16 protein-coding genes are annotated in these 26270 nt (G+C 39.1%); 12 read left to right on the top strand and 4 right to left on the bottom strand.

Going from position 1 to position 26270, the window contains the following annotated elements:
* Position 1: 1 nt before the first annotated feature.
* The 3 genes from EHQ16_RS18840 to carB are packed head-to-tail and all read left to right on the top strand — an operon-like array spanning position 2 to position 11243.
* On the top strand, positions 2–5602 hold the full coding sequence (locus EHQ16_RS18840; protein ID WP_135632836.1) for an alpha-2-macroglobulin family protein: 5601 nt from the start codon (positions 2–4) through the stop codon (positions 5600–5602).
* 41 nt (positions 5603–5643) lie between these two features.
* On the top strand, positions 5644–7905 hold the full coding sequence (locus tag EHQ16_RS18835; protein WP_135633003.1) for a sulfatase family protein: 2262 nt from the start codon (positions 5644–5646) through the stop codon (positions 7903–7905).
* 17 nt (positions 7906–7922) lie between these two features.
* Positions 7923–11243 carry a carbamoyl-phosphate synthase large subunit gene (carB, locus tag EHQ16_RS18830; RefSeq protein ID WP_135632834.1) on the top strand — a complete coding sequence of 1107 codons (3321 nt, stop codon included), beginning with the start codon at positions 7923–7925 and terminating at the stop codon, positions 11241–11243.
* 41 nt (positions 11244–11284) lie between these two features.
* Here carB and EHQ16_RS18825 read toward each other — a convergent pair whose 3' ends face one another.
* Entirely contained in the window at positions 11285–11734 is a 450-nt protein-coding gene (locus tag EHQ16_RS18825) for a DUF1499 domain-containing protein (RefSeq protein ID WP_135632832.1), read from the bottom strand.
* Positions 11735–12481: 747 nt separating this feature from the next.
* On the opposite strand from EHQ16_RS18825, the gene EHQ16_RS18820 reads away from it, so the two are divergent.
* The gene (locus EHQ16_RS18820; protein ID WP_135632830.1) at positions 12482–12985 is read left to right on the top strand and encodes a TetR/AcrR family transcriptional regulator; all 504 of its coding nucleotides are present in this window, start codon (positions 12482–12484) and stop codon (positions 12983–12985) included.
* A gap of 10 nt (positions 12986–12995) precedes the next feature.
* Positions 12996–14084, top strand: coding sequence for an alkane 1-monooxygenase (locus EHQ16_RS18815; RefSeq protein ID WP_135632828.1), 1089 nt, complete (start codon positions 12996–12998; stop codon positions 14082–14084).
* 93 nt (positions 14085–14177) lie between these two features.
* On the opposite strand, the gene EHQ16_RS18810 is transcribed toward EHQ16_RS18815, so the two are convergent.
* From EHQ16_RS18810 to ispG, 3 genes are read right to left on the bottom strand one after another with little or no spacing between them, the layout of a single operon-like run.
* On the bottom strand, positions 14178–15419 hold the full coding sequence (locus EHQ16_RS18810) for a hypothetical protein (protein ID WP_135632827.1): 1242 nt from the start codon (positions 15417–15419) through the stop codon (positions 14178–14180).
* Positions 15416–17104: a DUF2339 domain-containing protein gene (locus EHQ16_RS18805; protein WP_135632825.1), complete on the bottom strand. Its 1689-nt coding sequence runs from the start codon at positions 17102–17104 to the stop codon at positions 15416–15418. The genes EHQ16_RS18810 and EHQ16_RS18805 overlap by 4 nt, the downstream gene beginning before the upstream one ends.
* 42 nt (positions 17105–17146) lie before the next feature.
* Entirely contained in the window at positions 17147–19204 is a 2058-nt protein-coding gene (gene ispG / locus EHQ16_RS18800; RefSeq protein WP_135632823.1) for a (E)-4-hydroxy-3-methylbut-2-enyl-diphosphate synthase, read from the bottom strand.
* Positions 19205–19346: 142 nt separating this feature from the next.
* Here ispG and EHQ16_RS18795 point away from each other — a divergent pair, with 142 nt between their 5' ends.
* The 7 genes from EHQ16_RS18795 to pth are packed head-to-tail and all read left to right on the top strand — an operon-like array spanning position 19347 to position 26263.
* A complete protein-coding gene (locus EHQ16_RS18795) occupies positions 19347–19631 on the top strand; it encodes a hypothetical protein (RefSeq protein WP_100790424.1) in 285 nt (94 codons plus the stop codon).
* A complete protein-coding gene (mutY, locus tag EHQ16_RS18790) occupies positions 19628–20704 on the top strand; it encodes an A/G-specific adenine glycosylase (RefSeq protein WP_135632821.1) in 1077 nt (358 codons plus the stop codon). Before EHQ16_RS18795 ends, mutY begins: the two co-directional genes overlap by 4 nt.
* Positions 20705–20725: 21 nt before the next feature.
* Entirely contained in the window at positions 20726–23458 is a 2733-nt protein-coding gene (locus tag EHQ16_RS18785) for a HAMP domain-containing sensor histidine kinase (RefSeq protein WP_135632819.1), read from the top strand.
* On the top strand, positions 23455–23871 hold the full coding sequence (locus EHQ16_RS18780) for a response regulator (protein ID WP_135632817.1): 417 nt from the start codon (positions 23455–23457) through the stop codon (positions 23869–23871). The genes EHQ16_RS18785 and EHQ16_RS18780 overlap by 4 nt, the downstream gene beginning before the upstream one ends.
* 21 nt (positions 23872–23892) lie before the next feature.
* Positions 23893–24168, top strand: a complete 276-nt coding sequence (locus EHQ16_RS18775) for a Smr/MutS family protein (protein WP_135632815.1) — start codon at positions 23893–23895, stop codon at positions 24166–24168.
* Positions 24165–25700 (top strand): (R)-citramalate synthase CimA, encoded by a 1536-nt coding sequence (gene cimA, locus EHQ16_RS18770; protein WP_135632813.1) that lies wholly within the window; start codon positions 24165–24167, stop codon positions 25698–25700. Before EHQ16_RS18775 ends, cimA begins: the two co-directional genes overlap by 4 nt.
* Positions 25697–26263 (top strand): aminoacyl-tRNA hydrolase, encoded by a 567-nt coding sequence (pth, locus tag EHQ16_RS18765; RefSeq protein ID WP_135632811.1) that lies wholly within the window; start codon positions 25697–25699, stop codon positions 26261–26263. The genes cimA and pth overlap by 4 nt, the downstream gene beginning before the upstream one ends.
* Positions 26264–26270: the final 7 nt, after the last annotated feature.

Raw genomic sequence — 26270 nt, 5'->3', positions numbered from 1 at the left:
CATGTTCGTTCGGTTTCGTTATCCTATCCTTTTACTCCTCTCCCTATTTTTGGTTCGTTCTGATTTTACACAAAGCCAACCTGCAAGTATTGAATTTTTTACACCGAATGGATTTATCAAACAACCCAAACAGGTGACCGTTCGGTTCACAAAACCCATGGTGGCCATCGGTGACATTCGTCCCAAAGTTGATATCTTCCAAGTGAATTGCCCTTTGCCGGGAACCAGTCGTTTTATCGATTCAACCACTTGGGTTTATGAATTTGAAAAAGAAGTCCCAGGTGGTGTGGAATGTTCCTTCCAGTTGAAAGAGGGAACAAAAACTTTAAGCGGTGAGAATGTCCAAGGGGAACGTAAATTTTCTTTTCATACGGGTGGACCCTCTGTCCAGTATTCCACTCCCTACAACGGGGCCTCTATCACCGAAGACCAAATTTTTATTTTGCACCTGGATGCAAAACCAGACCTAACCTCGTTTCAAAAGTATGTTTATTTTCGTTCAGAAGAACTGGGAAACCGGATTCCGATTGTCCTCATCACTGGATCTGATCGCAAATCAATATTAAAATCTAATGGTGATACAGATAGAGAAGAAACTGTCCTTTTAAAATCCAAACAAACTTTTTTACCAGAGAGACAAATCCAATTGGTTCTGGGAAAAGGAACCAAATCTGTTTGGGGTGGTGAAATCCGTGAAGACGAAGTCATTCCCTTTACAGTAAGACCTGTATTTTCTGTTCGGTTTAGTTGTGAACGAGTCAATGCAAAAGCAGATTGTATTCCCATCCTTCCCGTTTCGCTTTCTTTTAGTTCGGCGGTCTCGCGAAATAGTTTACAAAAAATCAAATTAGTTTCTAAAGAGGGAAAAGAATACCCGCAGTCTCCTCAAGCAGAAAAAGGAAATGAGTTTTATGAATGGGTGAGTTTCCCTGGACCTTTTCCTGAAAATACAGAATTTGAAATTCGTATTCCCGATTTGGAAGATGAAACAAATAGAAAATTATCCAACCAGACTTCCTTTCCATTGAAGTTTAAAACCGATGAGTTTCCACCTCTTGCAAAGTTTGGTGCCAAATTTGGAATTTTAGAATCGAAAGCCAAACCAGCGTTACCAGTCACTCTTCGTAATTTAGAAGTCAATCTTCCTATGAAATCAGTTTCTCTTGGTGTTGGTGGAAAAAGCCAAAAAAACATGGATATAATCGAGATCCAAAAATGGTTTCAAGTTTTAGCCACGAGAGAAAGAGAACAATCTGTCTTTCAAAATCCGCCCACCACTTCGGGTATTTCTTCTTTCACTCTTCCGAAACCCAATGGGAAAAAACCAATGGAAGTGGTTGGGATTCCTTTGGATACTCCCGGATTTTATGTGGTCGAACTAGCCAGTGATATCCTTGGAAATAACTTACTGGAAAAAAAAGGAAAGATGTATGTATCCAGTGCCGCCCTTGTCACAAACCTCTCAGCTCATTTCAAATGGGGAAAGGATACAAGTCTTGTATGGGTGACAAATTTAGACCAAGGCCTTCCTGAGGCAGGAGTCCAAATCAAAATCCTAGATTGTAAGGGAAATTTACGGGGAGCCGGGATCACTGGAAAAGATGGAAGTATGTTATTTGGAAATTTAAATTTCCAAGAAGTTCCCTATTGCGGTTATCATGAGTTAGGTTCTGGTCTTACTATCTTTGTTCAAAAAAATGATGATATTAGTTTTACCTCAAGCACCTGGGACAAAGGGATTGAAAGTTGGCGTTACCAACTCCCAAGTACCTCTACAGGTCATTCGAAAGAAATTAAATCCATTGTGCTTGATAGAACCCTATTTAAAAAAGGGGAAACAGTCCACCTAAAACATGTTCGACGTGGTTTTGGAAACAAGGGTTTGATTCCTGCAGAACCAAAGGATTATCCATCACAAGTCATCATCAAACATGAAGGATCTGGTGAGGCTTATCCATTGCCACTCGTTTGGTCATTTCCTGGTCACTCCGAATCAGAATTTAAAATTCCAAAAACGGCAAAACATGGGGTCTACATTGTTTATTACCCGTATTCAAATGATGACGCAAGTTATGGAGAGACGGTAACACAGTTCCGAGTAGAGGAATTCCGCCTTCCTGTGGTCAAAGGAAATATCCAACTTGCGGGCGATAAACAAGAGTTAATTTCTCCAAAAGAATCCAAAGTTCTATTTGGATTGGAATATTTATCGGGAGGAGGGGCAGGCGGATTTCCAGTCAAAATTCGTTCCCATGTGGTTCCTAGTTTTTATTCTCCCAAAGAAGAGTATTCGGCATTTACTTTTTCACCAGAAAAGATAACAGAAGGAAAATGGAAGGTGAGTGGGTATGAAGAAGAAGAGGCGGAAGAAACAAAACCAACCGTGTTATCCACTGCACTCAAAACTGATCCCAAGGGATTTTTACAACATACTTTTAGCGGATTGAAACCAGTAACTGGTTACGGAAGTTTCCAAGTAGAAATGGAATATGCCGACCCAACAGGAGAAATCCAAACTGTCTCTAGAAGTTTTCCCGTTTCCCAGTCGGAAATACATTTAGGAATTTTACCGGATGGTTGGTTATTCACTGAAGACCACGTGAAACTCCAGTTAATTGCTCTAAATTCTAAAGACAAAGCCATCTCTTCTCAAAAAATAAAAGTCACAGCTTACAAAAGAGAATTTTATTCCAACAGAAAACGCCTTGTCGGTGGGTTTTATGCTTATGAACACTATGAAGAAGTCACTAAACTTGGAGAATTTTGTGAAGGAAAAACTGATTCCAAAGGAATTCTCATTTGTGAAGGAAAATCTCCTGCTGTAGGTGATATCGTTTTCCTTGCAGAAACCAAAGATACTAACGGTAACTCAACTAATTCCGGTTATAGTGTATGGGTGAGTTCCAAACAGGAAGCTTGGTTTGACGTAAGTGATCACAACCGTATGGACATTTTGCCTGAAAAAAGGAGTGTTGATGTCGGAGAATCCATCAAAGTACAAATCCGTTCTCCTTTCCGAGAAGCAACGGCCCTCGTGAGTTTAGAAAGAGAAGGTGTGCTTGATTATTTTGTAACACCAATTTCAGGTAAAGATCCTGTGATTTCGATTCCTATCAAAAAGGAATATGCACCCAATGTATTTGTCTCGGTTTTACTGGTGCGGGGTCGTGTGGGTGAACCCAAACCAACAGGCCTTGTAGATTTGGCAAAACCTGGATACCGTTTGGGCCTTACCATGTTAAAAGTAGGTTCCAAACCGTACACTTTGTCCGTTTCGGTTAGCCCTGATAAAAAACTCTACCAAGTCAGAGAAACGGCAAATGTAGAATTAGAAATCAAAACATCTGATGGAAAAGTTCCTTTGGAATCGACAGAAGTGACTTTGGCTGTTGTGGATGAGGCACTTCTCGAACTTTCCCCCAATCCTACTTGGAACTTACTCGATACAATGATGGGAACAAGACCTCATTCTGTCGGAACCTCCACGGCCCAATCACAGATCATTGGAAAACGACATTTTGGTCTAAAGGCAAAACCCGATGGGGGAGGTGGTGGAAAACAATCCACTCGTTCTCTTTTTGATACTTTGGTGTATTGGAAAGGAAAGGCCATCATCGGAAAGGATGGTAAGTATAAGTTTAGTTTTCCTTTAAATGATTCTCTTACTAGTTTTCGGATCGTAGCTGTTGCTACCTCAGGTGCCAAAGAATTTGGAACAGGAATGGCTAAAATCCAAACCACTCAAAAAATCCAATCCTTCTCTGGAATCCCGCCAGTGGTTCGGTTAGGTGATAGCCTTCGTCATGAAGTGACACTTCGTAACGCGGGAGAAAATAAAGAACAACTTCGGTTGCGTCTTTCGGTGGCAGACTCAATCAATGGAACGGAATCCAAAGTAGAATTGGAAACTAAATCAGCGATGTTGGGATCAGGGGAAACCAAGGTAGTTTATTGGGATTTAAACGTTCCGGAAAATACCACCAAACGAAAGTTCCATTTGGAAGTTTCCTCACCGAATGGCACTGTCCTTGACCAATTGTCTGTCGAACAAACGGTTTTGCCTGTAGACACGGAAAGAGTTTACCAAGCCGGATTATTTTTGTATGAATCACCCATCAAAGAATCCGTCCAGGTTCCTGAAGGTTCCAAACCAAACTCGGGTAAGATGGTATGGAAGGCCTCTCCTAGGATCTTAACTAGCCTTTCAGGAATCCAAACCTATTTTCAAAATTATCCGTATTATTGTATGGAACAACGAGTGTCAAAAGCCATTGGTCTTAAATCTGAGCCCATGTGGAATGATGTATTCTCTGACTTGAATTCCTTTTTAGATTATGATGGACTTGTGAAATATTTTGCTCGAATGGATAATGGAAGCGAAATTCTAACTGCTTACGTATTAACATCTGCACAATTGGCAAACAAAAAAATCCCAGAGGAAACATTGGGACGAATGATTGTAGGTATGCAGGGTTATTTAGAAGGACGAGTGAAAGGAGAAAGATATAAGTTTGGGGCCGATTCGATTGTGCGAAAGATTATCGTTTGGGAAGCTCTCACTCGTTATCAAACTTATGAATGGGAACAAGTAAGGCCCATCTTTGAAGGGATCGAATTTTTACCAACAGCATCTCTCATTGACCTTTCCGAAATTTGGGGAAGGGTGAATGGGGGAGATAGTTCTGTAAAGTCTCGTCTGACAAGTACATTACGATCAAGATTAAACATCCAAGGAACGGAACTGATTGTCGCTGATTCTGGTTTTACCAACCCTTGGTGGATTTTGGGAAGTCGCGATTATACGATGGCAAAACTTTTACTTTGGGCGTTCTCTGAACCAAGTTATAAAAAGGATATGCCACGCCTCATCAAAGCCTTTGTCAAAATGCAAAAAAAGGGAAGTTATGATACCACCCTTGGAAACGCATATTCCATTTTGGTTTTTGATCGTGTGAGTAAACTTTTGGAATCCGAAAAAGTCACGGGTGGAAAAATCTCTATCCAATCCGCTAAAGAATCTTTAAATTTAGAACCTAACGGAAAACAAACGGTAGCACAATCCATTGGGACGAGTCCTGAATCTGTATCCGTGAGTTATGATGGAAAGGGAAAACCTTGGGTGGAATGGTCGGTGAAATCCATCCTTCCATTGAAAGCACCCATTTCGAGTGGTTACCGATTGAAACGAACTTGGGAACCAGTGCAGGTAGCCAAACCGGGTGTATTGTCAAAAGGGGATACCATCAGAGTCACAATTGAAATCCAAGCGGATTCCGATAAAACTTGGGTGGTTGTGGAAGACCCGATCCCACCAGGATCCTTACCTCTGGGCCGGGGATTTGGTCGGGAGTCCATCATCACACAAGACTCTAAATCGGGGGATTCTTCTTATTATTTGAGTTTTGAAGAAAAGACCTTATCTCAGTACAGAGCGTATTTTGAATACCTACCCAAAGGGACTCATACCTTAGAACATAGTTTCCGATTGAACCATACGGGCACCTTCCAATTGCCTGCCACACGGGTGGAGGCTATGTATTCTCCGGAAACCCACGCCGAATGGCCGAATGAAACTGTGAGGATTTCGGAAAATCTGGACTAGGAAAAGTTTACGGATAAAGAGGGCCTGGAATTATGACTCTAATGGGTCCGAACCAAGCCCCTCTTTTCCCCATCCGAATCCTTAAAATTGCCATTTGGTTTACCGTTTTTTTTTATCTATTTTTTCTAATCTTTAATACAAGTTTTACCATTATGGGAGTTGACGTAGGTGACTTCCTCAAACAGTACTTAGGTGCTTTTTTTGGGGTTTATCTTTCAACAACCTTCAAAGTTTTTTCAGTTTCTCTTTTTCTACACCTAAGTCTTTTTTCTCTCGTTTACTTTACTTACCATTTTCTGAAACAACCAGATGTTTCTTGGATTCATTTATCTGCTTGGGTTGTTTTGATCGAAGGTTTGGCATTACTTCATTCGATGGTGAGTTATCCGCAAATTTATGGTGAGTTCTTTTTCTTTCGATACCCTTCCTTTGCGCCCTTTTTATATTTTTTAACAGACCATACAAACCCTGGATATTTTAGTTTGGTTCTTGGAATTCTTATCTTGGGTTTTGTCTTTGTTTTATTTCGTCAAATTTACCTTCATAAAAACAAAGAAAGTTTTTTTGTTTTAGTTCATGTTCTAATCCTTGGGCTAATACATACTTCTGGTTATTACATGATGGGTATTCTCTACTTTGCGATTCTTTTTTGGCAAGGCAAACAATACCAAAGGATTCATATCAAGTCCTATGGAATCATTCTTTTTCTTTTAATCCTTTTTTATTTAGTTCCAGGTATCTGGACTAGGATTGAGGCATTCACTCATTCGAATGAAAAAGGGAAACCTCCTGTTTTTATCATTGCAGCGGATTCTCTCAGATACGATAAAATTGGATTCAAAATCAATGGGGAAAGTATTACTCCTAACATCGATTTGTTTGCAAAAGATGGATTTGTTTTTCATGACCATCATACCACCATCCCTCGCACCTTTCCCAGTTGGGCAGATTTACTCACCGGTCAATATGCAATGAGCCATAAGGTTCGGGATATGTTTCCTTCTCCAGAAGAAAAACAACGAATTGGATCGGCTTCGTTTCCAACCATCCAACAAAAGTTAAAGGAAATTGGATATCGTGGTTATGCCATTGGAAGTTTTGCTGCTGATATTTTCCCACGTGCCAACTTTGGATTTGATGAGGTTCATGCACCGAATTTTAATGCTCGCATAATGACGGTTCAAAGGACGGCAGAGTCTCAACTTTTCCTAATGCCATTCCTCACTGGTTCTTGGTTTTCCGGTGGTATGTATTTGGAAGAAATGGATGGATTGTCTACTTGGGGAGATGGAAGCCGTATTTTAGACCGATTCCGTTCGATTCTAAAAAGAGAAGGCGATGGTGCGTTTTCCGTTACTTATTTTTCCAGTGTCATTCATTTTCCTTACACACCGGCATATCCTTATTACAAAACATTTACCGACCCCAATTATTACGGTAAGTATAAATATTTAAAATTTGTGGATCCAACAAACTCGTCCACACCCAATGAAGAAGAAACAAAACAAATTCGTGGTTTATTTGATAGCGCTGTTTATGCTTTTGATTCGGAATTTGGGGATATCATTTCCGAACTAAAGGATAAAGGAATTTATGATGAAGCCATCATCATACTCACTGCCGACCATGGGGAGGCCTTGTATGAAGATGTACATGGACAAGGGCATGGGGAACACCTTCGTGGGGAAGCAGTCACCCATGTTCCTTTTATTATAAAATTTCCTAAATCAACAAACCCTACGAAACCAGATCATGAGTTTTTTGGGATTACATCCAGTGTGGATATTTATCCGACCCTTATGGACTATTTTGGAATTTCCACCAAACAAAAGTTTCCTGGAAGGTCTTTGTTGCCAAACCTCGGAAAAACAAATTGGGAAGAAGATCGTTTGATTTATGCAGAAACAGGAATTTGGTTTTCTGATGCAGGGGATCATTTCTTTCAAAAACAAAGAATTCCTTATCCAAATATCCTTTCTCTCCACCAGGTAATCCCAGAAGAAGATTACCAAATTATGATCACAGATCCAATTTACAGAGAAACCATTGCTTTTTCAAAACATAGGTCTGTTCAGAATTCCGATTACAAATTGATTTATATTCCGACACGGCAAGGTGTGCTTTTTGAATTGTACGACCGTAAAAAAGATCCTCTAAACAAGAAGAATCTTTATCCAAACCACCCGATGGCAACAAAAATGAAAGACATGTTGTACAAAACTGTGATCCAATGGGAAGACGCAACTCTCGCAGGAGAGTATTTAATACCAAGTTCTTTATCTGATATCAATGAAAACTTATAAGACAAAAAGAGGAAACTATGCCGCAACGTAACGACTTAAAATCAATTTTGATCATCGGATCCGGACCTATCGTCATCGGGCAGGCATGCGAATTTGACTACTCTGGCACACAGGCAACCAAAGCACTTAGGGAAAAAGGGATACGAGTGATTCTCGTAAACTCCAATCCGGCCACCATTATGACGGATCCCGATCTTGCTGATGCAACATACATTGAACCACTTACGGTTCCTGTTTTAGAAAAAATTATCAAAAAAGAAAAACCAGATGCCATCTTACCAACTGTAGGTGGACAGACGGCTCTGAATTTAGCGCTTGCCCTCCATCGGGAAGGTGTTTTAGAAAAATATAATGTAGAGCTTATTGGGGCTAAAGTTGATGCCATTCGAAAAGCAGAAGATAGGGAACTATTCAAACTGGCGATGGAAAAGTTGGATATTCGTGTTGCGAAATCGTTTATGGTTTCCGACATGGAAGCCGCCAGAAAAGCAAAAGATGAAATTGGGTTCCCTATCATTATCAGACCAGCCTTTACTTTAGGTGGAACCGGTGGTGGCACTTGTTACGACGAATCTGAATTCGAAGAAATTGCGCAAAAAGGACTTTCTGCTTCTCCCATCTCGCAAGTGTTAGTGGAAGAATCTGTAATGGGTTGGAAAGAATTTGAGTTAGAGGTGATGAGAGATCTCGCCGATAACGTGGTCATCATTTGTTCCATTGAAAATTTAGATCCTATGGGTGTCCATACCGGAGACTCTATTACCGTTGCTCCGCAACAAACTTTAAGTGATAAAGAATACCAAAGACTTCGCGATATGTCGATTGATATCATAAGGGAAATTGGTGTAGAAACTGGTGGTTCGAATATTCAATTTGCAGTGAATCCAGAAAACGGGGATGTCATTGTGATTGAGATGAATCCGCGTGTTTCGCGTTCCTCTGCTTTGGCATCTAAGGCAACTGGATTCCCTATTGCAAAAATTGCAGCATTACTTTCTATCGGCTTCACCTTAGATGAAATTAGAAATGATATCACTCGTGTGACACCGGCTAGTTTTGAACCATCGATTGATTATGTTGTGACTAAGATCCCTCGGTTTGCTTTTGAAAAATTTCCAGGTTCCGATCCTACATTAGGTGTTCAAATGAAAGCTGTTGGAGAAGCCATGGCCATTGGTCGTAACTTCAAAGAAAGTTTTCAAAAAGCACTCAGATCATTGGAAACCGATCGTTTCGGTTTTGGAAGTGATGGATACCTAAAAGAACTTTTAGAGTGGGAATCTATCCCTAAAGAAGAAAGAAAAACTTGGTTAACGGCAAAGGTAAAACGTCCAACAGACAAACGAATTTTTTATGTGAAAATGGCGTTTGATTTTGGAATGAGTGTCGAAGAGATTTTTGATATTTGTAAAATTGATCCATGGTTTCTCTATCAATTTGAAGAATTGTATCTTTTGGAAAACAGATTCCGTAAAGAAGGAAAGGCCATCATTGAAGAGATGAAAAAATCTGGTTTTTCCAATCGCCAACTTGCTTTTCTTTCAAAAGAGGAACAAATCCTAACACAAGTTCGAAGTGGTGCAGCCATTGAAATCACAAAAGCAAAAGTAGAAAAAACTCTTCGAGAAGAAGAAGAGGCAATCGAAAAATATTTAGAAGAAAAAAATATCCATCCTGTGTATAAGAGAATCGATACCTGTGCTGGTGAATTCGAAGCATTCACACCTTATATGTATTCTTCTTATGACGAGGAAGATGAAGCTGACGTTACTTCTAAAAAGAAAGTAATGATTCTTGGCGGTGGACCAAACCGAATCGGACAAGGGATTGAGTTTGATTATTGTTGTTGCCATGCTTCCTTTTCACTGCAAGAGGCAGGAGTAGAATCCATTATGGTTAACTCCAACCCGGAAACTGTTTCAACGGACTATGATACTTCTGACAGATTGTATTTTGAACCATTGAGTCTTGAAGACGTAATGGCAATTTTCAAAAAAGAAAAACCTGATGGTGTAATCGTTCAGTTAGGTGGTCAAACTCCTTTAAAATTGGCAAAAGCTCTCGAAAAAAGAGGAGTTCCTATTATGGGAACTAGTCCTGATTCTATTGACCGTGCGGAAGATCGTAAACGTTTTGCAGAGGTTCTAGAAAAATTAAATCTAAAATCACCTGATAATGGAATTGCCGCATCCAAAGATAAAGCAAGAGAAATCGCAAGAAAAATTGGTTATCCAGTTCTTGTTAGACCATCTTATGTTTTGGGTGGAAGGGCTATGCTCATTGTAAATGAAGAGTCAGAACTCGATAAGTATATGGAAGAAGCGGAAGAGGTATCGGAAGATCGACCACTTCTTGTAGATTCCTTTTTACAAGATGCGATCGAAGTGGATGTGGATGCCCTTTGTGATGGAAAAGATGTATTCATTGCTGGTATTATGGAACATATCGAAGAGGCTGGGATTCACTCAGGTGACTCGGCTTGTGTATTGCCACCGCAGTCCATTTCACAACGTATGTTACAAGAAATTGAAGAAGCAACTTATCGTTTGGCTTTGGAATTAGATGTAAAAGGATTGATTAACGTACAATATGCCATCAAAGAAGAAACTTTGTATGTGTTGGAAGTTAACCCTCGTGCTTCGAGAACTGTTCCATTTGTTGCAAAATCAATTGGAATTCCCGTTGTAAAAATTGCTGTCCGTTTGATGTTAGGCGAACCACTGGCTTCTTTTAAACTGGGAAAACGTTTTTCCGCACCGATGATTACTGTCAAAGAAGCTGTGTTACCATTCAGTAAATTTCCGGGTGTTGATACAATCCTTGGTCCCGAAATGAGATCCACTGGGGAAGTGATGGGAGTTGCGACAACAAAAGGGGAAGCCTTTGTCAAAGCTCAAATTATGGCGGGGGAAGAACCACCGAAACATGGAACAGTTTTTGTGACCATCAATGACAAAACTAAAAAAGAATTGTTAGAATCAGTTCGGTCTTTATCGAACTTAGGATACAATATCATTGCTACAGAAGGAACTCATAAATTCCTTTCAGATAATGGAATCCTCTCTAGTAAAATTAACAAAATCTATGATGGGTACTTTCCAAATGTGATTGATTATATCAAAGAAAAGAAAATTCATTTGATCATCAATACACCACTCTCTAGAGTTACTCGTGAAAATGCTTTTACAATCCGCCAAGCAGCGATTAAATACAAAGTTCCTTGTTTGACTACTGCTCAAGCAGGGAAAGCATTGATCCATGGTTTGGTAGAAATGAAGGACAAGGGGTTCTCTGTGAATTCCCTCCAAGAAATTCACGCAAAACATAAGAAAAATTAATAATAGGAAGGGATTTGGAAAATCTAAGAAAGAATTGTTTCTTAGATATCCAGATCCTTAAGCACTAACTCAATGCGTTTTCGGTTCACTCCGAAATCGGATTTTCCTAATCTTGACGCTGACCGAAAGTGAAGGAGTTTATTTTTCTCATCAAAATAAAATTCCACATCATCAACATAACGCATAATCAGTGAAGTAAACTCAGTATAAATATAATTCGGATCTACTTTGATCAGTTTGGTTCTCGGCATTTGTTCTAATTTTACTTTTAGAATCGTATTTGCTTCCACTAATGATTTTTTATAAGGGATGGAACTCCGGTAATGTTCGTTATCGGTGGGGTTCGCGAAGCTACTGATACAGTTTGGTGTTTTGGGGCAATCGGCTAATCTCTCTCCTTTGATTCCTAAGTAGTCTGGTCTTGTACCTGTGCAACCAATTAGAAATAAGAGCAGGGCGGAAGTGGTTAATGCGGAAATTTTATGAATCATTTGGAATTTTCCTTTGCTAAGAACCTGTTCCTAGACTTTCTATTTTGCGATTAGGAAAAAAATGAGGCACGGGAAAAGGTAAGTCACTTACTTTTTGCAGCCAGAGAAGATTGTGAGTTGGTCTATTTGGAAAGTCACTTTCTTTCTCAGATCTGTGAAATATGAAACTCACCTTCCTAGGAAAGTCAGTTTCATTCGAAAGCCAGTTTCGCAGGAAAATCCAGTAATTCTGTAACCCCCACCTTCCAAGATAAGCCCGTGTAGTGTGAAATTTGTTAGAATTTGAAACCGGCCTTCTAAAGTAAGTCAGAGTCATTTGAAATCCGATTTCCAAAGAAAATGACTCGAATAAGAAACTCGCTCCCAAAAGTAACTCACTGCCATTGGAAACTGACTTTCCAATGTGATCCACTTTCCTTTTTCCCTTACTTACAATTTGAGCACTTAGGTCCTTACCGGAAACGATTCAGGCCCTCATTTCTCAGCCCGAATTTTCTAACTTTTCCATCCTGTTCTGGGCTATTTCCGCAATTGACAGATCTGAGTGAAAAAAGGATAGGGAAAGAACTAAGTCTTTATGGAAATTAGAGAAGAACTAGGGAAATATGGTATGACTTTGAAAAAAGAATGGACAAACTGTGGTATAAGTATTTATTTATATCAATCGTTCGATATAAATAAAGGGTGTCTCTTGTGCCAAAGATAGTCGATCACGATCTCTATCGGGTGGAGCTCTTAACCAAGTGTATGCCGATTTTTGTGTCCAAAGGTGTCTCGTCGGTTTCGATGCGCGAATTGTCCAAGGAATTAGGTGTTTCTACCGGAACGCTTTACCATTACTTTCCAACGAAAGAGATTCTCTTCGAATCGATGGTGAAACAACTGGTAGCCATTGATGAAAAGGAAATTCGAGAGTTATCGGAAACGCAATTCAGGTTGGAAGATATCATGAATTTCGTTGCGAAAAGGGAAGATCATTTTATGAACTTGGTTTTGCTCGCAGTGGATGTAAAGAGACAACTGAATGAATCCAATGAATTGGCAGAGTTGGTTGAAGATTCCTTTCATTCGTATCGAACGGCTTTGGATCAATTTTTTCCTTCTGATACAAACGTAAAGGCAGGGAAGGCTTTTTTATCTTTTTTTATAGGTGCCTTGTTTTTGAAAAATAAAGCAACTGTGGAAACAGAATGGCCTGAACTATTTGAAGGTTTGGGGAACCTAATGGCATTATTCCAAAGCAAAAAATAAGGAGATAGGTATGACTCTTACCAAACGATTTAGTTTTTTACTATGTTACGTATTACCTTTGTTAGTAGTTTTGGCTGAAAGTTTTGGGGGAGTTACTTATTTGATTGTTCCTCTTACCGTTTTTATAGTTTTACCTGTATTAGATTTAATTGTTGGAAAAGATGATTCCAATCCTCCTGAAATAAAATTTCTGAACTTACAAAATGATCCTTTTTTTCGTTATTTAACGCAAGTTTGGGCATTTGTTCAGATAATTTTTGTAATTTGGTCAGTATATAGAATTGTTTTATATCCTCATTCAGTTATGGAGTTCTTTTTATTTGCCATTGCAGTTGGAATTGTCACTGGTGGGATTGGAATCACTGTTGGTCATGAACTTGGTCATAAAAACAATCGTTATGAACAATTTCTTGCAAAGATGATCTATATGACAGTTTGTTATATGCATTTTTATATAGAACACAATCGGGGACATCATACCAATGTATCAACGCCGAATGATCCAGCTTCCTCTAAAAAGAACCAATCCTTCTATCAGTTTTATCCTCAAACTGTGATTGGTGCGTATAAATCTGCTTGGAACCTCGAGAAAAAACGATTATCTAAGTTAGGGCTTAATGTTTTGCATTATCGAAATGAGATGATTTGGTATTCAATTATCACAATTCTTTTTTTAGTTAGTATGGTAATCTTTGGAACCATACTAAGTGGAGGAGAAATTCCTTTTGAAGTTCTTGGTTTTTTATTGTTACAGTCATTTGTTGCTTTTTCTCTTTTGGAAATGACAAATTACATTGAACATTATGGTTTAATGCGAAAAGAAGTGAATGGAGGTAAATTTGAGAGAGTTTTACCAGTTCATTCTTGGAATCAAAATTATTTTGTTTCGAATGCTCTTTTGTTTCAATTACAGAGGCATTCTGATCATCATGCCAATGCGGGTCGCAGATACCAAGCACTCCGTCATTATGAAGAAGCTCCACAATTGCCTTTTGGTTATGAATTGATGATTTTGATTGCTCTGTTGCCACCGATCTGGTTTCGGATGATGAATCCTATTTTGGAATCTTGGGAAAAAAATCAAAAAATTACACCATAAAGTATGAATTAGTAACTATTGTTACGAACGTTAATTTCAGGAACCATCTATCTCTCAAAAAAAATACTTTGTGAGATAGATGGAATTTTGTTTTTAGTTCGATTCTGATTCCGTAAGAACAGAACGTTTTGTTTTTAAAATCGAAAACAAAAGAAATAATAAAGCGGCAACCCCTAAGTAAAAGAATCCAGTGGCAATGTAACCCGAAATTGGCGGATAAAGTAAACTAAAACTAAAATCAGGGTTTTCTGTTTCTTGTAATAGAGTGGCAGTTTTTGGATCATTGTTTTTAATCTCATCTCCTGATGGATAGGAGTAAGGATCAAAGTTGCCCGGCCATTGGTATGGGTTCCCATAGTAAAGGGCATATCCATCTTTTGAACCTTCCTGGTTTGCAAAAAAATAAATTTCTTCTAATGGTTGTACGGTGATTACATTTTTTAGATGTAATGTTTCGTTTTCACCGTCATAGATTTGAATTTCGAATTCTCTACTGATGGTTTTGGAAAGTGGAATTTCACTATAAACACCTTCGCCTTTGTTGTGGCTTACAGTTCCTTCAAATACAGTTTCCCATTCCTTTTTGTCGACTTTCCCGCGAACTGTCACCTGACGTTCCCAGTTCCCTTCTTCAAATTCTAATTTTAAAATTTGAAATGCTGACTGTCCTTCATTGGCGAAAGAAAACTTACAAAGGTTTTCTGCCAGTTCTGGATTTGTTACTGAATGTGACTTTTCCCAATATAAGTTTTTGTTTTGTTTGGCTCGGAAAGCAGATGGGAATCTTAAGTCAGAGCCTGGTTCTGCTTCCAATCGAACAAATCTATGTTTTGTTCCACCTAAATCAATTTCGCTGGTAGACTGGTTTCCGTATTTATATAGGAAAACTGATTTGGAGTCCAAAAATTGGTCAGGATTATCACCTAACTTGAGTGTAACTGACGTTTCGTAATCATAAGAATTTGTAACAGAAAGTTTTGTGTAATTCATCCCTTCTGGTAGTTTGGGAAGTTCCAAAACATAGATTTCCATCTCATCTTTTTTGGAAAATAAAAGTTCCGGTTTTACTTTTTCGGTATTTTTTGAAATTTCCTCTGCATTTTGAATGTGGTAAGGAATTATTTCTCCATTGTGAGTGACTCGAAGGTCTCCATAAAATGAATGTTTATAAACATCTTCATCTAAGGTGAGTTTGACTACTCCGTTAGGAGAAAGGTTTCCTGAGATTTTTAAATCCTTTTTGTATTTAAAATTTTGAACCGCGAGTGGACGGCTCACTACTTCTGAACTTATAACACTAATAAATAAAATAGGGAGTAAATACTTTGTCTTCATTTTGTTTCCTTTTTGAAATGATTGTATAATGTTCCTGTTACGATGAGCGTAATACCTAAGAATAAACCTGCGAGGATTCTATATCCTAAACTCAAATTCCAGAAATCATATAAATAGAATTTGATAATCACAAGAGCTAGGGATCCAAATCCAACGATTTTGAGTGGTTGGATTCTCTTTAGGAATCCGACCGTTAAAGCAACTAACCCATAAACAATCAAACTAAGAGTATATAGGAATAATTTCTTTTCTTCAGGAAATCCGAGATAAATCTCAACGAAGGTTCCGAGTAACCAATACGGATAGGCAGCATATAAAAAGAGTTTGGATAACTCAGAAAACTTTCTGCTATAGAGATAGGAAAGTAATAGATACACCGATCCTGTTGCAAACACCAAAAATCTCCCATTGAGAAAAGGGATTTCATTCTGAGACCGATATGTGAATGCAAAAACATAAAAGAGCGCAAAGAACCAAACTGGAAATGCTGCAAAATACATATAAAGTTGTTTGGAATAGGTTGAGGCAACAGTTACGAGAAAGGCAAAACTGATAAGGCTAAACGCTAATAGTTTTCCTGTAGTTCCAATGACGATTAGACTTACGATAAAGGGGAGACCAAAAAGCCCAATCAAGTCGTAGATTTTTTTCTTCTCAATGTTGAGTTCTGTTTTTCGAATGGAACGTTCATACAATCCATAAAATAGAATTAGGATTAAGCTGAGTAGAAATGGTTTGGCCACTGGATAAAAAACGGAAAAAACCCAAAAAGACTGAACAAATCCAAGTCCCACTGTAAAGCCAATTGTGACTAAGGTAAGGATTGGTTCTTTGGATTTGGTTGTTTCTAGTGTTTGGAATTCTCTTAGTAAAAATAAAACAAAAACACCTAGTTGAAAAACAATAGGGAAAAATGGTTTTGCATCCACTAAGTTGTCATTTGCCCATCCAACAAAAATTAGGTGGTTTGCTGCAAGTAAAATGAGTGGGATTACTTTCCAACCTGTATTTTTTCTCACCCAAAAGAATAATACATTCCAAAGGAGTAAATAGGTGAATAAAAATGGATAAGAGTTTTGGCCCGTAGAAAGAAGTAGGGGAACAAGGAAAGCACCTAGCGATGCAAATCCAAACAAAACTTCGCTTTTTTGTGCATGTGCGATGGCTACCGTAGTTAAACTGATGATGAGGAGTCCAACAAAACATACTTCTGTGGAATACAAATCATACCATAGATATCCCGAATAATAGGCAGAAAACAAAACAGCAATCCCAAGTCCCATAAGACTGGGAGAAAGATACGGTCTTGTATTTCTTACGCGGTATCCATAGAGTAAAATGGGAATTGCCGATACGAGCCCGATCCAAATACGAACCGATTCATTGATCCAATATTCTTCGATGGCTAAATAGAAAAACCAGATAGAGGCAAGTAGTAAGGAAAACACTCCTAACTTAACAAATAGGTTTTCGCCGATCCATTCTACAAACCAATTGGGGCCATCTTGTAATGAAACTTCTGTTTGGTTCGTTTCGATGGGAATTGGTTTTGGAACCGGAGGGGTAACTTGTTTCTGAGCAGTTTTAGGGCTCGATAGGGTTAAAACTCTTTCTTTTAAAAAAGAAAGTTCCCTCTCCATAGTCTGGATCCTTGTGAGGATCTCTTGGGTTTCTTTTTCTTCCACGGAGGAAATGGTTCACATCCGTGGAAAGAGGGGAACTACTTTTTATTCTGGATCGCTCCACATTCCATTTTCGCGAATGAGTTCGATGAGTTGGTTGGCAGCTTCCACCTCAGACACTCCTTTTTTGACAATTTCTTTCCCTTTGTAGAGATGAACCTTACCAATTCCGGCTCCCACGTATCCAAAATCAGCATCCGCCATCTCTCCCGGACCATTCACAATACAGCCCATCACTGCGATTTTCACACCTTTAAGGTGGCCTGTCATTTTTTTGATCATCGCTGTTGTGGATTGTAAATCAAACATGGTGCGGCCACAAGAGGGGCAGGATATATACTCTGTCTTTGTTAGGCGAAGTCTTGTGGCTTGTAAAATATCAAAACTTAAATGCAGGGATTCTTCTGGTTCCCCATCACCATAGGAAAGGCGCACTACATCTCCAATTCCATCGAGTAAACTCCCTCCGACTTGGATCGAAGATTCATATAAAAGTTGTTCTTTGTTTTCGGATTTAGTGACAAGGGCAATGGGATAATCCGATTCACTCAAATGAAAAGCCAGTTTTCGTATGGTGAGTAAATCTCCGTTTTTAACAGAAAAAATTAAATTTTGAATTTTTCTCTTTTGGGATTCCCTTACAATTTTTTCCACAAAGTGAATGTCATTTGCGTTGATACTCCATTCGATACTTCGTTTGTCTTTTGCGTAACGTGTGACAAAATCCAAAAGGTCATCCCATGACTCTTCTGATTCCTTAAAAAAAATACTTGGGTTGATCACCCATTTATGGATCCGGTAAAGGTCTTCTGCCAAACTATCATATTGGTAGGTGAGTTCCTTGGATAATTCCACTGAAACTGGAAGAGGGAATGATCCTCTTCGAACCATAGTTCCCAGTGACAATAAATCCATTTCCGATTGGATTTCAAAATGGATCATCTCAGGGATTCTGCCTGATTTGGTTTCTCTTTGGATGAGGTGTAAAACTTCTTCTGCGGATTCGGATCCAAAAAATGGAAAACTAATTTCTATCCTTACAGGAGACGAATCCCCAAGTTTTGTATCTCCCAAACTTAATTCTTTGGAATAGAACCTAGAGTATTGGAAGGGATCACGAAATTCTGTATAGATGGTTTCTCTGTTTTGAGAAACTGAGGCCTCTGGTCTGGCATTAACATTTGTGGAAGTAGATGTATGACTCAGTTCATTTAAAAAACTTTCATTGTACTTCCTAACTAACTCTTTTGCGACAGGAATTTCATAAATGGCATCTTCTGTAAGAGATACACGAATGGTATCTCCAAGGCCATCTTCTAACAAACTTCCAATTCCAATGGCTGATTTAATCCTTCCATCTTTTCCATCCCCAGCCTCAGTCACACCTAAGTGTAAGGGATAATCCATTCCTAAATCATAAAAACGAGAAACTAACATTCGATAGGCTTGGATCATCACTTGTGGATTGGAAGCCTTCATCGAAACAACAATGTCTTGGTAGGAGTTTCTTTCTGCGATGCGAATAAACTCCAAGGCCGATTCTACCATCCCGAGGGGAGTGTCGCCGAACCGATTCATGATTCGGTCGGAAAGGCTTCCGTGGTTGGTTCCAATTCGCATGGCCACACCCAGTTCTTTGGCCCTAAGGACAAGGGGAGTGAATACTTCTTCTATTCTTTCTAACTCTTCGCTGTAGTCTTTGTCTGTGTATTCGATGATTTCAAATTTTTTTTTGTCAGCAAAGTTACCTGGATTGATTCGCACCTTCTCAACCCATTCCACACATTTTAAGGCAACTTGTGGAGTGAAATGTATGTCTGCCACCAATGGCACTTTTAGCCCCAATTCTTTCATTCTTTGACGGATGTTTGGTAGGTTGTCCGCATCTGCTTGGCTTGGTACTGTTAGGCGAACAATTTCAGATCCAGCTTTTTCTAAATCTGAAATTTGTTTGATACTGGCTTCCGTATCTCTTGTGTTAGACGTAATCATGGATTGGATCCGGATTGGGTTTTTCCCTCCAATTCCCACACCTCCCACCATCACTTCTCGCGTGGGACGTCTTTTGTAGAAAAATGGCGATTCGTTATATTTGGTGCTCATTTGAATCTTATGTTCTCATTATCTAGGAAATTAAATTCGAAATTTTGGGCAAGCAGTATGAAAAAAAACTGATGCTTTCAATTTCCTCCTACCCAAGACCGAAAATCAATTTAGGAAGAATACCCCTTAGTTTTTGGATACGATGAATACTGAAGTAAAACAAGTCTTACAGAGAAAATACCGGGTGCAAGTCACGGTAGCCATCTACCGCGAGGGAAGTTTGTCCTACAAAAGTGAAATTCTATCGCCTGCCTATTATGACAAACGCCAGGAAGCTCGCGACCATATCCGTCAAGAAATACGGGAAAGGTTGGCCCATTCCAAATTCTTCCGTTCCACTCGTTTGGATTATGACCTTGTTCGGTATACCGAAGAGGGGAGTTGTAATACCTTCCTTCGTTATAGCATCCAAGACTCGGAAATTTGAGTCCTCAGAAAAAACTTCACGAATGGTATTTAATCCATAAAAGGGATCTACCATTTCGTAAAAAAAAACAAGCATATCCCATTTGGATTTCCGAGGTGATGCTCCAACAAACTCGCGTTAATGCGATGTTGCCGTTGTATGAATCCTTTATCAAACGATTTCCAAATCCAGAAACTTTGGCCGAGGCCGAAGAAGAGGAAGTTTTGGCAAATTGGAAGGGACTTGGATATTACAGCCGTGCTAGAAACATAAGAAAGGCAGCCATCTTTTTAGTTCAAAATTATAATGGGGCCTTTCCAAAAGACCTGAACCTAGTTTTAAAACTTCCTGGAATTGGAAATTATACAGCAAGGGCAATCTTATCGATTGCCTACGACCTTCCTTTGGCAGTTTTGGATGGAAATGTAAAACGTGTTTTGTCTCGTTATCATGGTTATACAGACAATATCTTAGGTGCAAAGGCAGATAACGAATTACAAAAGAAAGCCGATGAATTTTTAAATAAGGACCATCCGGGTGACCACAACCAAGCCATGATGGAGCTAGGTGCAACCCTTTGCCTTCCGGAATCACCTAAATGTCTGTTATGCCCTCTTTCTGAATTTTGTTTTGCCAGGATCCACCAAAAGACTTCAGAAATTCCGCTCAGGGTAAAAGACAAAAAGCAGGTGGTTCTAAACGGTGAGATTTTTGTTCTCAATCATAAGAATTCCATCCTTCTACTTCGGGAACCCAAGATGCGTTTTTTAAAAGGGATGTTCCATTTACCCTATGGATTTATAGGTGAAGTTCCGGAAGAAACCTACGAACCCAGTCCGTTTTTTTTATCTTTAAAAGAATCATATAAAGGCAAAACCCCGAATCCTATAGGGGAATTCAAACATACCATCACCCATCATAAGATGGTTTTTTCCGTATTTTCCTTATCCTTAGAAAGTCGAAATTTGGTCGAGGGTTTGACAAAGAAATTTGGTGTAGAGAGTAAGTGGGTGACTCTTTCTGATTTAGATACAGAATTTCCTTCTTCCCTCGCTTCCAAAGTAAAAAAGATTTTGCTTTACTTAGAATCCTAGTTCGCTTACGATTCACGGGCCATGGCCGAAATCATTGTTTGGATTGAACATATCGTTTCAAACATCCCTTTGCCGATCCTAGAGGTTTGGGGTCGGTTTGCCTTTTTATTCGGTTCGATTCTTTCGATATTTGCCTTTACTGGATTTACCTTTCGGAATGGGAAATCTTTCCGCATTTCAAGGGAAGTTTGGAACTGGAACCTAACTAGCTTTTATTGGTTTCTCATCACTTTTGTTTCTATCTTTGCCACTGGGTATTTGGGAAGTTCTATTGTTCTCATTCCGGGAGCACAAACCTTAGAGAGCCTAAAAGATTTATCTGTTTTTCTCTGTTTGAATTTTTTTGGATTCCCTGCACTTCTTGCTGTCCCTTTTGCTTACGGTTTGTCTGATCTTATCGAGGGAGTTCCTCCTGAATTTTTATGGGACTGGTTGCCTGGTTACTTTATCAATCCCACTATGTTTTGGCTTTCTTACCAAATGATAGGAAAGTCTCCTGACTTTCGTAAATTTAGAATTTGGATTTATTACTTTCTTTTTGTTTTATTATTTTTAATCCTGGAACCTTTTTTATGGGGATTTTTGTGTTCCGAACAATTCGGGGCCGAGATTTCTTATCATACAATCAGTTCCGCTCTTCTTTTCACAACAGGGATCACTTGGATTCTAGCACCGTTTGTGACGCTTGTAACTTTTCCTATTGTTAGGCGGTTTGGTTTGTTTTGGGCAGAAGTCCCTGGGCAAATGAAGGAGGTTACTTTATCTGACCCTCAATCCATTTGGAAGTCTGGGCCAAAAGAATGGAAAATCCTCCAACCAGAATCGGATACAAGATCAGGTATATCATTACAGTTATTCATTGTTGCGCCTTTTGTCTTTTTGGTTTTGTTTCTTGTCGGAGTGACGGCTTACGTAACTTTAAAAAATGCTGAAAAATCTGCCTTTCAAATGGTGGAAGTTTTACATCGGCAGTGGTCAAAAAATATCCAGTTAAATTTGGATCGTCATTTTTCCAATTTGTCTGAGTTGACGGTTCAAAATTTGAATTCGAAAGACCTTATGGTTGTTTTGGATGATTCCAAAGTGAATGAGCAAGGTCGAGTGTTTTTGTTAGACGATAATCTGAACTCTCTTGCTTCATTATCAACGGATCAAGGGAAAACACGATTACAAGAAACAGTCAGAATTGAATTAAAAAAATTGGGCAACGAAATCAACACTTCCGAAAAACGATTTAGTTTTGCCATTGTTACGAAAAGACCACTTTCCAGAGAAAATTGGAATGCGATGGTAACAGTTTATATTCCTCCAAAATTAAAAGTAAAAACATATCTCATCACTCTTTTTCCTTATTCATTTTATTTGAGTGGAGTCATCACCGGAAATAGTGAATCCGCGATGGTTTTTGCTTGGGCCATTTTACTGAGTTTACTCCTTGCCGTAGTTCTTGCCGAGTTTGTGTCAAGACCAGTTTTATCATTTGCAAAGGCATCCAAATCTTTGGCCAAAGGAGATTGGGACATTCCCATTGGCGAAAGTATGATTGCTGAACTCAAAGATTTATCAGAAGCCTTCCGTTTTATGTCCTCCGAACTCAAACAAAGTTTTGAACGAGTGGAAGAAAGCCAACGTTTGGTGATGGAAACCAATTCCAATTTAGAAGATAAAATTGGGCAAAGAACGGAAGCACTGATCGAAAGTAATCGCAGCCTTTTGGAGATGATTGAAACAAAGGAAAAAATTCTCATCGATTTACACAAAACACAAACTCAACTTTTACAAAGTGAAAAATTAGCCGCCCTTGGACAATTTGCCGCGGGCATCACTCATGAGCTGAACACACCTCTAGGTGCCATCACTTCAAGTGTACATACCATGTCTGAAATCCTAAAAAATGACGTTACCAGTTTGCCTGAATTTTTAGAATCTTTGGATGTCTCCGAAAGGGAAGACTTCCGACATTTACTTCATATGAGTGTGTCATTTGGATCTCGTAATTCAGGTCTTCTCAATCGTATGGAGAAAAAAGAAAGATTAGGAATTCTGAATTCTCACCAAATAGAAAATCCGGAAGAGATGATGGATGATTTAACTTCTCTTGGAATCCTCCAACTGGATGAACCACTTTTAAAAATTTTAAAGAAACCAAGAACTGGAATCATTCTACAAAATGTTCTAATTTTAGGAAGTTTGTATCGTCTGGTTTATGTTGTCCAAACTGCTACAGAAAAAGCAGCTCATGTTGTGAACGCACTCAAACATTATCTTTATACTGATCGGTTGGAAACAGAAACAAATTTTCAAAGTGTTCATATTCCTACGGAACTTGATTCCATTCTTACTTTATACCAAACGAAAATTAAAAATGATGTTGAAATTACCAAGTTTTACACTACAACTGATTATTGTTTGGCGGAAAGAGACAAACTCAACCAAGTTTGGATCAATATCATTAACAATGCTTTACAAGCGATGGACTATCGTGGTAAATTAAGAATTTCTGTTTCTTCCAATGAGGATTCGGTGGTCACAACCATTCAAGATACGGGAAAAGGGATTGCGCCCGAAATTCATGATAAGATTTTCCTACCTTTTTTCACTACAAAAAAACATGGCGAAGGAATTGGGCTTGGGCTTGACATTTGCAAACAAATCGTAGAAAAGATGAGGGGTTCTATTGAATTTTCGTCAGATGAAAATGGAACAGAGTTTAGGGTGTATTTGCCAAAGGCACAAAAAGGGGAACGAGATTGAATATCACGCAGCTGCAACATGAGAAAAACGCAATTCTTTGCGTTGATGATGAACCCATTCTGCTTTTATCCCTCGTACAAGAACTAAAACGCGAGATCGGTGGGAGTTATACCTACGAAACAGCACAAAATCCCGAAGAAGCCATGGAAGTGATCGATGACCTTTGTAGTTCTGGTGTGGAAGTCATTCTTATTTTATCTGATTGGCTGATGCCTGGAATGCGAGGGGACGAATTTCTCATCCAAGTCCACCAAAAATACCCACAAATCAAATCCATTCTTATTTCCGGCCATGCCGACCGGGATGCCATCAACCGCGTTAAAGAAGAGGCAAAAACCTACGCCATTTTTTCTAAACCTTGGAACACCCGAGAATTGCTCGATGCTGTTCGTTTCTGTTGCAATTTGACCTAAGTCCCATTTTCTGGACTTAAGGTGCGTACCATATACATCCGCAAACTCCGATATGAAGAGGCTCGTATCAAATTAGAACGAGAGCTCCATGAAGCCTTTATGGATGGGGAATCGTACGTCGAAATATTACACGGAATTGGGGAAGGAATCCTCCGCCGAATGGCGATTGACTACGTAGAGACTTGCGATTTTCTGAAACTAGTGGAGACCGATCCGATGTTCCGGTCAAACCCGGGCGCAACGATGGTGGAAATTCTCGCTCCGTCCAAAGAATACATCAACCGATTGAAATCATGACCGAATCTAATTCTCGCATCGAAATCCTGGACGTCACTTTACGCGACGGGGAACAAACCAATGGTGTTTCTTTTTCCTGGCAGCAAAAACTCAATATCACCAAACATCTATTAAAAGATCTAAAAACAGATCGTGTCGAAATCGCTAGTGCCCGTGTTTCTCCGGGAGAGTTTGAGGCTGTTAAAAAAATTGTAGAGTGGGCAAAATCAGAAGGGCTCCAAAATCGAATCGAGATATTAGGATTTGTAGATTACGATAAAACTGTGGAGTGGATGAACGGGACTGGAGTCCGAGTTCTCAATCTCCTCACGAAGGGATCACTTAATCACCTAACAAACCAACTTCGAAAAACGCCTGCCGAACATTTTGCAGACATTCAAAAAACAGTAGAGTATGCTGCAAAATCTGGGATCACCGTAAATGTTTATTTGGAAGATTGGTCTAATGGATACACTCATTCTCGTGATTATGTTTTAGAATACTTAAGTGTTGTATCCAAGTATCCTATCAGTAAATTTTATTTAGCTGATACACTTGGTGTTTTATCGCCTGCAGAAGTCCGAACTGCGATCACTGATTTAGTAAAAGAATTTCCAAAACTTTGGTTTGAGTTTCATGGCCACAATGATTACGACTTGGCTGTCGCCAATTGTTTGGAAGCAGTCTCGGCAGGAGTTCGTGGCCTTCATGTGGCTGTGAATGGTCTTGGGGAGAGAGCGGGTAATTCACCGCTAGAAGCTGTTGTCACAGCTCTCCATGACAAAACAAAGTATCGAACTTCTGTAGTCGAAAGAGAAATTACAAATGCATCCAGACTTGTGGAAGTTTTTTCTGGGAAACGGATTTCAGACAACCGTCCGATAGTAGGGGAAGATGTATTCACACAAACGGCAGGTGTTCATGCTGATGGTGACAAAAAAGGTAATTTATATGCAAATCCCATTTTGCCAGAACGATTTGGAAGGGCCAGAATATACGCATTAGGGAAGTTAGCTGGTAAAGCGAGTATTACTGAAAATTTAAAACAGTTGGGAATGGTTCTTTCTCCTGAAATTGAAAAAAAAGTTTTAGAACGTGTGATAGAGCTTGGAGACCAAAATAAAACGGTCACAAAAGAAGACCTACCGTACATTATCTCTGACATCACTGGTGAAAACTTAGAAGCCAGTTTTCGAATCGAAACTTGCACTGTGACCAGTGGACTTGGTGTGAAACCAACGGCCGAGGTAAAGGTTAATTATTTAGGAAAGGATTACTCGGCGAAGGGAGAAGGCGACGGCGGATATGATGCTTTTATGAATGCCCTTGGCAAAATTCTAAAAGAATTAAACATTCAAATTCCGACTCTTTCTGACTATGAAGTGAGAATTCCTCCCGGTGGAAATACCAATGCCCTTGTCGAAACAGTCATTACTTGGAAAAAAGAGGGAGAATCCAATCCCATTCGAACCATCGGTATTGACTCTGACCAACAAGTGGCAGCTGTTAAGGCCACAGAACGTTTGTTACATATTTTACTCGGAAACGTATGATCCATTTTTTAATTGTAGGTCTTGGTAACCCAGGAGATAAATATAAAAATACCCGCCATAACATTGGTTTTATGGTTCTTGATGCGTTGGCATCTAGTTTTGGTATTACTTTTAAAGATTCCAAAAAATATGCAGATACCACCCATACTTGGGAAGGGGATAAAATTCATCTTTTAAAACCTTTGGAATTTATGAACCTTTCCGGAAAGGCAACCCAAACCCTTGCCAATCTATATAAAATTCCCGCAACACAAATCCTTGTAGTCCAAGACGAAGTAGATTTACCTTTTGGTAAGATAAAAAATAAAATTGGCGGCGGAACGGCCGGTCATAATGGACTAAAAGATATCGTTGCAAAACTCGGTACGCAAGACTTTCATAGATTGCGGTTTGGGGTAGGTAAACCTGAAAAAGGTGGAATGGAAGTGGCAGACTTTGTTTTACAAAATTTTAATTCGGAAGAACGAAATCAATTGGACAGTCTAATTAAAGAATCTATTAGCAAAATAGAAGATTGGATGAAAACAAATCGGAATCTGATCAAAAAAGAAACAAATGTATGACTTTAAG

Source organism: Leptospira kanakyensis (assembly GCF_004769235.1).
Lineage (GTDB): Bacteria > Spirochaetota > Leptospiria > Leptospirales > Leptospiraceae > Leptospira_A > Leptospira_A kanakyensis.
This window is presented reverse-complemented; position numbering and strand designations above follow the sequence as displayed.